At 33.9% G+C, this 11063-nt stretch carries 11 protein-coding genes; 4 read left to right on the plus strand and 7 right to left on the minus strand.

Features of this window, described 5'->3' with window-relative positions:
• On the minus strand, positions 1-777 hold the full coding sequence (locus I600_RS03865; RefSeq protein ID WP_058103177.1) for an MBL fold metallo-hydrolase: 777 nt from the start codon (positions 775-777) through the stop codon (positions 1-3).
• A gap of 171 nt (positions 778-948) precedes the next feature.
• Here I600_RS03865 and I600_RS03870 point away from each other — a divergent pair, with 171 nt between their 5' ends.
• A complete protein-coding gene (locus I600_RS03870; protein ID WP_058103178.1) occupies positions 949-2403 on the plus strand; it encodes a hypothetical protein in 1455 nt (484 codons plus the stop codon).
• A 77-nt stretch (positions 2404-2480) separates the two neighbouring features.
• Here I600_RS03870 and bcp read toward each other — a convergent pair whose 3' ends face one another.
• Positions 2481-2933 carry a thioredoxin-dependent thiol peroxidase gene (gene bcp, locus I600_RS03875; RefSeq protein ID WP_058103179.1) on the minus strand — a complete coding sequence of 151 codons (453 nt, stop codon included), beginning with the start codon at positions 2931-2933 and terminating at the stop codon, positions 2481-2483.
• Positions 2934-2988: 55 nt separating this feature from the next.
• Between bcp and I600_RS03880 the strand changes: the two genes are divergently transcribed.
• Complete coding sequence (locus I600_RS03880) at positions 2989-3651, plus strand: endonuclease III domain-containing protein (protein ID WP_058103180.1); 663 nt, start codon at positions 2989-2991, stop codon at positions 3649-3651.
• Between the two features lie 14 nt (positions 3652-3665).
• Here I600_RS03880 and I600_RS19280 read toward each other — a convergent pair whose 3' ends face one another.
• From I600_RS19280 to I600_RS03890, 4 genes are all read right to left on the minus strand, one after another.
• The gene (locus tag I600_RS19280; protein ID WP_167342516.1) at positions 3666-3809 is read right to left on the minus strand and encodes a hypothetical protein; all 144 of its coding nucleotides are present in this window, start codon (positions 3807-3809) and stop codon (positions 3666-3668) included.
• 71 nt (positions 3810-3880) lie between these two features.
• Positions 3881-4462, minus strand: a complete 582-nt coding sequence (locus I600_RS03885; RefSeq protein ID WP_058103181.1) for an RNA polymerase sigma factor — start codon at positions 4460-4462, stop codon at positions 3881-3883.
• Between the two features lie 399 nt (positions 4463-4861).
• Positions 4862-5005, minus strand: a complete 144-nt coding sequence (locus tag I600_RS19285) for a hypothetical protein (RefSeq protein WP_167342518.1) — start codon at positions 5003-5005, stop codon at positions 4862-4864.
• 74 nt (positions 5006-5079) lie between these two features.
• Positions 5080-5661, minus strand: a complete 582-nt coding sequence (locus tag I600_RS03890) for an RNA polymerase sigma factor (protein WP_058103182.1) — start codon at positions 5659-5661, stop codon at positions 5080-5082.
• 243 nt (positions 5662-5904) lie between these two features.
• Between I600_RS03890 and uvrA the strand changes: the two genes are divergently transcribed.
• A complete protein-coding gene (gene uvrA / locus I600_RS03895) occupies positions 5905-8685 on the plus strand; it encodes an excinuclease ABC subunit UvrA (RefSeq protein WP_058103183.1) in 2781 nt (926 codons plus the stop codon).
• A gap of 163 nt (positions 8686-8848) precedes the next feature.
• Positions 8849-10051 (plus strand): hypothetical protein, encoded by a 1203-nt coding sequence (locus I600_RS03900; RefSeq protein WP_058103184.1) that lies wholly within the window; start codon positions 8849-8851, stop codon positions 10049-10051.
• A gap of 63 nt (positions 10052-10114) precedes the next feature.
• Here I600_RS03900 and I600_RS03905 read toward each other — a convergent pair whose 3' ends face one another.
• A complete protein-coding gene (locus I600_RS03905; protein ID WP_058103185.1) occupies positions 10115-10987 on the minus strand; it encodes an RluA family pseudouridine synthase in 873 nt (290 codons plus the stop codon).
• Between the last annotated feature and the right edge of the window lie 76 nt (positions 10988-11063).

Genomic DNA, 11063 nt, shown 5'->3' on the forward strand with positions numbered 1-11063 from the left:
TTAAATGGTGATTGTTAAATTATCGTAAGCCAAATGTACGTTACTCGGTAATGATTTTTCTATTTCATCATGAAAACCAAGTAAGTGGCTTATGTGTGTTAAATATGCTTTTTCCGGTTGAATCAAATCAATAAAGGCAAGTGCTTCTTCTAGGTTAAAATGAGAAATATGCGGTTCAATACGTAGTGCGTTTACCACCACCACCTTAGAACCTTTAATCTTTTCCAATTCTTCTGGGGCTATGGTCTTAACATCGGTCAAATAGGTAAAGTCGCCCACTCTATAGCCAAATACCTGCACCTTGTTATGCATAACATTAATAGGAGTTACTAATGTATCCCCAATTGAGAATGGCTCATTATTTTTAACCAAATTAATATCTACCGTTGGCGCACCAGGATATTTGTTTTTCTCTTCAAAAATATAATCAAAACGCTTTTTTAATGAGGTCACTACCCTGCTATGAGCAAACAAAGGAATATTACCTTGCCTAAAGAAATATGGGCGAATATCATCTAAACCAGCCGTATGATCAGAGTGCTCATGGGTGTACAAAATACCATCTAGACGATTAACATGCTGCCTTAGCATTTGTTGTCTAAAATCTGGACCGCAATCAATTACATAGTTAAACTCTTTCCACGAAAGTAAGACAGAAACCCTTAGTCTTTTATCCTTCTCATTACTACTTAAACAAACAGGATGTGTACTACCAATAATTGGAATACCCTGAGAAGTCCCCGTTCCTAAAAAAGTAACACTTAATTTATTGGTCATGTGCTACAAATTTAATTCCTTTTTAATAAAATTAATGATGGAAATTAAAGAGATTAACATAATTGAGAGGCAATAAAAACAATTACCAAAACTTCTTCCATTTTTTTGGAGCTATTGCCCTTTGTAACAACCATTCTTTATAACTTTGTTAAAAGTTAAACAGCTAACAAAATGGCATCGGTATTAAAAAGAGATAGTGTCTTTGAAAATATTCCTTCTATAAAGGCAAAAACCTTAAGAATAAATTTAAATCCGGATATCTACGGAACTTTTGCAGAAATTGGCGCCGGGCAAGAAACCGCCCGTCATTTCTTTAGATCCGGTGGTGCATCTGGTACCATTGCAAAGGCAATGAGTGCCTATGACAAAGATTTTAGTGATGCTATTTACGGTGTAGAATCTGACGGACGCTATGTAACCCAAGCGAGGTTAAAGACCATGCTAGATTACGAAATGCAGTTAATGGAAGAGCGAATTAGTAGGGAAAATCACCCTGACCGATTATTTTTCTCTTATGCGAATACAGTAGCGACCATTGATTTTTCTAAGCGATATAAAGGTCATGGCTGGGTTGGGATCAGGTACCAATTAGACCCTAAGCAAAAAGAATTTGACGAAATTATATTACATATTCGTTTTAAGCAGAACGAAGCAAGACTACAACAAGAAACCCTAGGAATTCTTGGTGTAAACTTAATATATGGTGCTTTTTACAAGTATCATAAACCAAAGAAAATGTTGAAATATTTATATGACCATATAGATAAGGATACATTGGAAATAGACATGATCAATTTCTCCGGTCCAAATTTCAAAGAAGTGGATAACCGTTTAATGAGTTTACAACTTATTAAAAATGACATGACAGATGCTGTAATGTTCGGTCCTGACGGTAACAACCTTTTACCTGCGGCCGTACTTTACAAAAAGAACATATTGGCTTTACGTGGTAGTTTTAGACCCGTAACCAAGGTTAATTTAGATATGTTCGAGAAGTCTTATGATATTTTTATACGAGATAAAGGTGTAGACCAAAATAACACTATTGTCATTTTTGAAATAACACTTTCCAACTTAAAAGCTTCTGGTGAAATTGATGAACAAGATTTCATGGACAGGGCAGAATTACTGTGTTCACTTGGTCATTCGGTAATGATTTCCAAATTCCAGGAGTATTATAAATTGGTAGAATACTTTAACAATTATACCAAAAACAGAATTGGTCTTACAATGGGTGTAAATAACCTTGTAGACATATTCGATGAAAAGTACTATCGTCACTTAAGTGGTGGCATACTTGAGGCTTTTGGTAAACTATTCTTTAAAGATTTACAGGTATACCTTTATCCAATGAAAAACCCAGATACCGGGCAGATCATGACAAGCAACAACGTTAAGGTTCACCCTCGTATGAAAGAATTGTACAAATTCTTTAAATACAATGGTAAGGTTATGGATATCATTGATTACGAACCAGACGTTATGCATATTTTCTCTAGAGATGTGCTTAAAAAGTTGATGAACAATGAAGATGGCTGGGAAGAAATGTTACCAGAAGGTATTGCCGAAATTATAAAACAAAAACAATTATTTACTAGAAAAACCGAAGATCAAGAAGCTGAATAAGTTTTCTACCTTCGATTCCAAAAAATAAAAAATGCCCACAATAGTGGGCATTTTTAGTATTTTAAAAGTCTACAAAATTAATCTAATAACTGAGCTGCGTGGTCCTTGGTCTTTACCTTATCTATTACTTTAGTGACTATCCCCTCTTCATCAATTATAAAGGTTTTTCTATGAATACCATCATATTCGCGACCCATAAATTTCTTTAAACCCCACACGCCAAAAGCATTGATTACCGTATGGTCCTCATCTGCCAATAACGGAAAAGGAAATTCATATTTGTTTCTAAAATTTGTTTGTCTTTTTTCAGAATCGGCACTTACTCCTAAAAGTTCATAACCTTGTGATTGTAATTCCGCATAATTATCGCGTAAATTGCAAGCCTCTGCGGTACAACCAGGTGTACTTGCTTTTGGATAGAAAAATACTATTAGTTTTTTTCCTTTATAATCTGATAAATTAACAGTATTGCCATCTTGATCTTTAGCAGAAAATGATGGTACTTTATCACCAACTTTTAACGTATTCATCTATGATATTTTTTAAATTTGTGTTTAAATATTCTCAATCAAAATTAAACATTTAATGACGAAAGCCGAAAAAATAGCTTTTACAATTGATACTTTACAAGAGTTATATCCAGAAATTCCTGTTCCCTTAGATCATAAAGATCCTTATACCTTATTAATTGCAGTATTAATGTCTGCCCAAAGTACAGACGTTAGGGTAAATAAAATAACCCCCTTACTTTTTGCAAAAGCGGACAACCCTTATGACATGATTAAACTGAGCATAGATGAAATTAGGGAAATTATTAAACCCGTTGGTTTATCGCCAATGAAAGCAAAAGGTATTTACGGATTATCAAAAATTTTAATAGAAAAACATAATGGTGAGGTTCCCCAAAATCTTGAAGATTTAGAAGAATTACCTGCTGTTGGCCATAAAACAGCGAGTGTAGTGATCTCACAAGCATTTGGAATTCCTGCTTTCCCGGTAGACACACATATTCACAGGCTACTATATAGGTGGGGGTTCACCAATGGTAAAAATGTAGTACAAACCGAAAAAGATGCCAAGAGGCTATTTCCAAAAGAAATTTGGAACGATCTTCACTTACAGATTATTTGGTATGGTAGAGAATATTCACCCGCTAGAGGCTGGGATCTTGAAAAAGACATAATCACCAAGACCATTGGTAGAAAAACGGTTTTAAATGATTACTATAAAAATAAAAAAACCCGCTAACTGCGGGTTTTTTATTAATTCAAAAATGTTTCGAATTCTAAATCTTCGTATTCAAATTCAAAGAGCGCTTGTGAATAGCTCAACAAGAAATTGATTGTTTTAGGACATACTTTATTAAATCCTGTCTGTTCTTGGTAATCTGAGTAAATTTTTTCCATACTTCCTACGTTGTTACAATAAAATAACGCAGCAAATTTGGAAATATTGTTTATTTAATTTTTACCCTCTATTAATTCGTAAGAACTATATTGTTTTTTTCAATGATTTTTCTAAGGTTAATAAGAGCATAACGCATTCTACCTAAAGCTGTATTGATACTTACACCTGTATTTTCTGAGATTTCTTTAAAGCTCATATCCTTATAGATACGCATTAACAAAACCTCTTTTTGATCATCTGGCAATTCTTCTACCAATTGTCTAAGATCAGTATCTATTTGATTTTTAATTAGTTGTTTTTCGGCATTTAACTTATCATCTCCAATTACAGAGAAAATATTAAAGTCATCGCTGCCTTCAAACATTGGCATTCTTTTGTTTCTTCTAAAGTGGTCAATGATCAAGTTATGTGAAATTCTCATTACCCAAGGTAAAAATTTACCTTCTTCACTATACTTACCTCTTTTTAAAGTTTTGATCACTTTAATAAAAGTATCTTGAAAAATATCTTCTGTAATATCCCTATCTAAAACCTTAGAATAGATAAAACTAGTAATACGCTGATTGTGTCTGTTAATTAAAATTTCAAGGGCACCTTCGTTTCCGTTGATATAATCCTTAACTAATTCTGAGTCTTCAATTTGTAGTTTCATACGAGTTACTTTCTTTAATTGGTTAAGATTGGGAAAATCTTTTTAGTTAATTGGTTTGTTTTTTATTTCTGATATAAAACTAGAGAAAAGGGGGGCTGTAGGAAAAAGTATGTTGTCAAACCGCGTTTTTTTGATGTGAAACATCGAAAAAGTATATTTCCATACAATAAATAGTATTTAGTATAGTTCGGCGGGCAAATTGTAAGAAATCAAAAATCTCACTGAAAGCCCTTAAGTATTGCTAATACAATAGAATACATATATATAAGAAGAGGTAATATATTATTTGTCCTACAAGAATAAATACTACAACAAACAAAACTTGATAATAAATAAGTAGTAGAAATGAAAAAACCCTTAAGCTTAGCTTAAGGGTTTATATATGATGTAAGATTGTTCTTAGTTCAAATTAGTTTCGAACTGCAATCCTTTTGCCTCAGTTACATTTAAAGATTTAGAATAAGACAGTAAAAACTGAATAGTTTCTGGTTTAGCTTTTACTACTTTAGTGTTATTCTGGTTCTTAGTGTATAATTTTTCCATGCTATTTGTTGTTTAGGTTCATCTAAAGAACGACACATGGATGAAGATAGTAGATCCACTCGACCTAAGACCAATTAATTCGTTAAAACTATATTATTGGCCTCAACAAGCTTTCTAAGGTTTATTAAAGCGTAGCGCATTCTTCCTAACGCAGTGTTAATACTCACACCCGTATTATCGGAAATTTCTTTAAAGCTCATATCTTTATATATACGCATCTCTAAAACTTCTTGTTGATCCTCCGGTAGCTCTTTTATCATTCTCAATAGATCAGTATCTATTTGCTCTTTTATCAATTGCTTTTCCGCATTCAATTTATCGTCCCCTAACAATGAAAAGATATTATAGCTTTCCTTGCTATTATACATTGGCATTCTGTTATGCTTTCTAAAATGATCAATAACAAGGTTATGAGCTATACGCATTACCCATGGTAAAAATTTACCCTCTTCGTTATAGGCACCTCTTTTTAAGGTTCGTATAACCTTCATAAATGTATCTTGGAAAATATCTTCGGTAAGTTCACGGTCACCTACTTTAGAATAGATAAATCCTGTTAACCTAGAATTATGACGATTGATTAAAGCTTCAATAGCTTTTTCGTCTCCTTGAATATATTGCTTTACTAATTGGGAATCTTCAACTTGTACTACCATAACGTTACTTGTAGGGTTAAAATGCAGTCCCAAATTCAAAAAGAATAAGGGTCTAATGGTTAAATTCTAACTTAAAAAGTAATGTTGCGTTATAGGCGTATTGAATTAAAATGAGATCCCAAAGATATAAAAAAATAAATACTCTTATAAAAATGTGAAAATTTCTTACTGCATTTTTAGATAAACGGCATTTTTTAGTTCAGAAAAAAGGCAAAGCGTATCTTTGTATTCTTAGAAATTTGTATGCCTACACTTACCGAAATAAATCCGAAAGAAAACATTATAATCAAGGGTGCTAAATTGCACAACCTAAAAGATATTGATGTTGTTATACCTAGAAATAAACTTGTGGTCATTACAGGACTTTCAGGTTCTGGAAAGTCTAGTTTAGCTTTTGACACCTTGTACGCAGAAGGTCAAAGACGCTATGTAGAAAGCTTATCATCCTATGCCCGACAGTTTTTGGGCAAATTGGATAAACCTAAGGTAGATTACATTAAAGGTATAGCCCCAGCTATTGCAATTGAGCAAAAAGTGAATTCTACCAACCCTAGATCAACCGTTGGTACAACCACTGAAATTTATGACTACATAAAACTTTTGTTTGCGCGTATTGGTAAGACCTACTCCCCTGTTTCTGGTAACGAAGTAAAAAAACATACTGTTACAGATGTTGTTAACCATGTAAAAGCTTACACCGAAGGTACCAAGCTCTTACTTTTAGCACCTATTACCATTCGTGAAGATAGAGATGCCATAAAATCATTGGAATTATTTTCAAAACAAGGTTACGCACGTATTAAATATAATGACAGTGTAATGCGAATAGATCAAGCTCCCAAGGATATTGGCAAAAAGTTTGATCTTGTAATTGACAGAATCATTACCAAAGACGACGAAGATTTTTACAATAGATTGGCAAATGCCGTAGATACTGCCTTTTTTGAAGGTAAGGGCGAATGTATGATCGAGGAACTGGCAGATGGCAAACAAACACTTTTCAGTAATAAGTTTGAATTAGATGGTATTACATTTCTTGAACCGAATGTTCATCTCTTTAGCTTTAATAATCCCTACGGTGCTTGTCCAAAGTGCGAAGGGTACGGAGATGTTATCGGTATAGATGAAGATCTGGTTGTACCAAATACGGCATTATCGGTTTACGAAAATGCCATTTTCCCATGGAGAGGAGATAGCATGAGTTTTTATAGAGATCAGTTGGTCAACTCAGCATATAAATTTGATTTTCCAATTCATAAACCTTGGTTTGAACTTACTGAAGAGCAAAAACAATTGGTTTGGGATGGTAATGCACATTTTATAGGACTACATAAGTTCTTTGGAATGTTAGAAGAGAAAAGCTATAAAATACAAAACAGGGTAATGCTCTCAAGATATAGAGGTAAAACCAAATGTAATGTTTGTAATGGCAAAAGGTTACGTCCAGAGACGGATTATGTGAAAGTTGGCGGAGCTTCCATTTCTTCATTGGTAGGGTTATCCATAGAAAAACTGATTCTGTTTTTTAACGACCTTAAATTAAATGAAAGTGACGCAACCATTGCAGCAAGACTTTTAGTTGAAATAAACACACGGTTAGGATTTTTGGATAAGGTGGGTTTAAATTACCTAACCATTAACAGAAAATCCAATACATTATCTGGTGGAGAAAGTCAGCGTATAAATCTAGCAACCTCTTTAGGTAGTAGTTTGGTAGGTTCCATGTATATTTTAGATGAGCCAAGTATTGGACTACACCCAAGAGATACTGAAAATTTGATAGAGGTTTTACTATCCTTACGTAATCTGGGCAATACCGTTATAGTGGTTGAACATGACGAAGATATCATGAAGGCCGCAGATGTGGTTATAGATATAGGTCCAGAAGCCGGTACACATGGCGGCGAAGTAGTGGCTCAAGGTACACTTAAGGAAATACTTAAGTCAAAATCGCTCACGGCCCAGTATCTAAATGGTAAAATGGAGATTAAAGTTCCTAAAGAACGTAGAACTTCAAAAAACCATATTACTATAAACGGTGTTCGTGAAAACAACCTTAAAAACATCAATGTTACTTTTCCTTTAGATATGTTAACCGTAGTAACAGGTGTATCTGGTAGTGGAAAAAGTACTTTGGTCAAAAAACTGTTATATCCTATAGTACTTAAAGAAACTGGGGGGTATGGAGAAAAAGCAGGTCAGCATACTTCTGTGGAGGGCAAGTACAAACATATTAAACACGTAGAATTTGTAGATCAAAATCCTATCGGGAGATCTTCACGCTCTAATCCTGTAACTTACATAAAGGCATATGATGATATTAGAAGTTTGTTCGCTGGCCAAAAACTGAGCAAGATTAGAAATTACCAAGCAAAGCATTTTTCATTCAATGTCGATGGCGGTAGATGTGAAAAATGTAAAGGTGAAGGTGAAATCACCGTAGAAATGCAGTTTATGGCAGATGTTCATTTGGAATGTGAAACTTGTGGTGGTAAACGATTTAAAAAAGAAGTACTTGAGGTCACTTTCAATAATGCCAATATAGACGATGTACTTAATATGACCATTGACGATGCTATTCAGTTTTTTGAAACCGGAGAGCAGACCAAAATAGTCACTAAACTAAAACCTTTACAAGATGTTGGTTTGGGGTATGTAACATTGGGGCAATCTTCATCTACCCTTTCTGGTGGAGAGGCACAACGTATTAAATTAGCATCTTTTTTGATTAAAGGTAGTACCAAAGAAAAAGCGCTCTTCATTTTTGATGAGCCAACTACGGGATTACATTTTCATGATATTCAAAAACTATTGAAATCATTTAACGCACTTATTAAGAAAGGACATTCTATAGTAGTCATAGAACATAATATTGATTTAATTAAATGTGCAGACTACATTATAGATCTTGGTCCAGGTGGCGGTGAAAATGGTGGACAATTATTAGCCGAAGGTACTCCAGAAGAGGTTGTAAAAAGCAAAAAATCGTACACGGCGAACTACCTAAAAGAGAAAATAAATTAAATTTACTCCAAAAACAAAGTATTTAAATATATTACAAACCATTGATTATCAATATTATAATCAATGGTTTTGATTTTTGGCACGCTGTTTGTAATGTACTAAGGGAATGTAAATAATTACATTTAGAACAACTGCTCCAAGGGGCAGATTTAAACCTTATATTATGAAGAACTTAGTACTCCTTTTTACAGCGATGATTTTTAGCACCACAGGTGTTTTCGCTTCAGGTATTAGCGAAGATAAGGTTGCAAACAGCAATACTTATAGATATGACAACTCATTTATTTTTATAGAAAACGGAATTACTTTTTCTGTTTACCCAGATGGTGAATTTGATTTTTATATTGAAAACCAGGTAACAGGAAGTAGAAACGGAGTAACGTTCAATTCAGGTTACGATTATAGTCCATTTGCTCAATATGATGATTATGGTGCTGTAATTCAAGTAGAAAATGTGCCTATTTATTATGACTATTATGGTCGTGTTAATCAAATTGGTGATGTTAATATCAATTACAGAAACAACAGAGTACGTAGTATAGGTGGTATGTACGTATACTATAACAACCGTGGTTTTTATGATTACCATACCGGTTATATCAATATTTACAACAGAAACTATGTGTACCGTCCTTTCCATAGATGGTTCGTTAGACCAGCAGTAGGATTTAGTTTGGTATTTAATAGTCCGTACAGAAGATATTACACACCAGTAAGATATTCTTACTACAGACCTTATAGAAATAATTTCAGAAGGGCTTATGTAAATGTTGGTAAGCAGTATAGATATAATAAAGTAAGAAATAACAGAACTAAAATTTATAGAAACGATAAGCGTGTAGCCGTAAGAAATAATACATACAGAAGTAACAGATCAGTGGCTAAAAGAGACAATGGATTAAGAACCGGTAGATCGGTTGCCGCTAACAATACTTCAAGAAACAATAGAAACTCAACGGTCAATAGATCTACTACTGTTAGACGTAGTAATACCAATAGTGGTAGAACTACACAAAGCAGAACGGTTACTAGAAGTTCTAATAACGGAACAGTTAAAAGAAGTACTACAGTAAATCGTAGTACGCCAAATAGAACGGTTACAAAAAGAGAGGTAACACGTACACCAAAAAGTACTACGGTAAAAAGAAGTACTACAACGTACAAGAGACCCGTTAGCAGAAGTGCAAATACTAGAACAGCTACAAATACCAGAACACAGCGTAGCACTTTTACAAGAAAAGCGACCAAGAGTCCTTCTAGAAGTACGGTAAGTAGAAGTTCTAATTCAAGATCTGTAAGTAAAGCTCCTTCTAGAAGCTCAAGCTCTAGAACAAGTTCTGCAACTAGAAGTAGTAGAAGAAATTAAAATAAGTTTTTAGGTTGGTTAGTTGTAAAGCGCCGTAATGAATTCATTCATTATGGCGCTTTTTTAATGCAATAATCCCTCCTCGGGAAATAATTTTCTAAACTTTTTAGGTAAACTAGTAACTATCTTCATTTTCTCTTGGGTAAAAGGATGAATAAACTCTAAGGTGCCGGCATGTAAGTACAGACCTTTACCCTTTAATTGCAACCCTTCAAGAAAATAAATAGCATCGCCCAAAATGGGATTTCCAATAGATAGTAAATGTTTTCTAAGTTGATGCCTTCGCCCCGATCTTGGATTTAGCTTTACCAGATTTAAAAATGAAAAACGTTCAGACTTTAGAGATTTTACTACCTTAAAACTAGAACTAGCAGGTTTATCATCTATAGCATCATCAATAACCCCAGCTGGTATTTGTGAACCAATGGTTACTGCATAGTACGTTTTAGTAATTTCTTTATGTTCAAATAATTTGTTGAGTGTGGTAATTGCACTACTGGTTTTCCCTACAAGAAGCAATCCAGTAGTTGCATAATCTAAACGATGTACCGGTTTTGGACTTACGGCATCAAACAATGTACTAGGAGAAAGGTTTTGAGCTAGTGCATTAGCCACGGTTTTAAATCCGTTACCGCTTACTAAAATTCCTGCTGGTTTATTAATTACCGCCATATACTCATCCTCGTAAATAACATTTAAGGTAAGAACCAATCTAGTGTTGGTGTCTTTCTCTGTGGCGTGATATATTATAATTTCACCACCTTTGATAAAAGTTGCTGTACTGCCCACTACCCCATCTACCGTAATCAGATTTTTTTTAAGTGCTTTCTTTAAAGCGGATTTTGTGGAAACCTGTTGAAATATCCCTACTCCGTATTCCTGCAACCTAATTGGATCAGTTAGTTCTTGAACAATATGCGTCTGCTTCAAAATCATCTTAAGCCCAAAGTTAACTCTGTTTGATCAGTTATCCATTTAAATACTTTAGAACTACTAAAATACTTAAGTGAGT

It is taken from the genome of Maribacter dokdonensis DSW-8 (genome assembly GCF_001447995.1).
Classification (GTDB): Bacteria; Bacteroidota; Bacteroidia; order Flavobacteriales; family Flavobacteriaceae; genus Maribacter; species Maribacter dokdonensis.

What these genes read in the sequence shown, in the direction of transcription:
- uvrA (WP_058103183.1), top strand. Translation starts at nt 5,905, where the DNA reads ATGCCTACACTTACCGAAATAAATCCGAAAGAAAACATTATAATCAAG.
- I600_RS03885 (WP_058103181.1), bottom strand. Translation starts at nt 4,462, where the DNA reads ATGAAACTACAAATTGAAGACTCAGAATTAGTTAAGGATTATATCAAC.
- I600_RS19285 (WP_167342518.1), bottom strand. Translation starts at nt 5,005, where the DNA reads ATGGAAAAATTATACACTAAGAACCAGAATAACACTAAAGTAGTAAAA.
- I600_RS03880 (WP_058103180.1), top strand. Translation starts at nt 2,989, where the DNA reads ATGACGAAAGCCGAAAAAATAGCTTTTACAATTGATACTTTACAAGAG.
- I600_RS03870 (WP_058103178.1), top strand. Translation starts at nt 949, where the DNA reads ATGGCATCGGTATTAAAAAGAGATAGTGTCTTTGAAAATATTCCTTCT.
- I600_RS03890 (WP_058103182.1), bottom strand. Translation starts at nt 5,661, where the DNA reads ATGGTAGTACAAGTTGAAGATTCCCAATTAGTAAAGCAATATATTCAA.
- I600_RS03865 (WP_058103177.1), bottom strand. Translation starts at nt 777, where the DNA reads ATGACCAATAAATTAAGTGTTACTTTTTTAGGAACGGGGACTTCTCAG.
- bcp (WP_058103179.1), bottom strand. Translation starts at nt 2,933, where the DNA reads ATGAATACGTTAAAAGTTGGTGATAAAGTACCATCATTTTCTGCTAAA.
- I600_RS03900 (WP_058103184.1), top strand. Translation starts at nt 8,849, where the DNA reads ATGAAGAACTTAGTACTCCTTTTTACAGCGATGATTTTTAGCACCACA.
- I600_RS03905 (WP_058103185.1), bottom strand. Translation starts at nt 10,987, where the DNA reads ATGATTTTGAAGCAGACGCATATTGTTCAAGAACTAACTGATCCAATT.
- I600_RS19280 (WP_167342516.1), bottom strand. Translation starts at nt 3,809, where the DNA reads ATGGAAAAAATTTACTCAGATTACCAAGAACAGACAGGATTTAATAAA.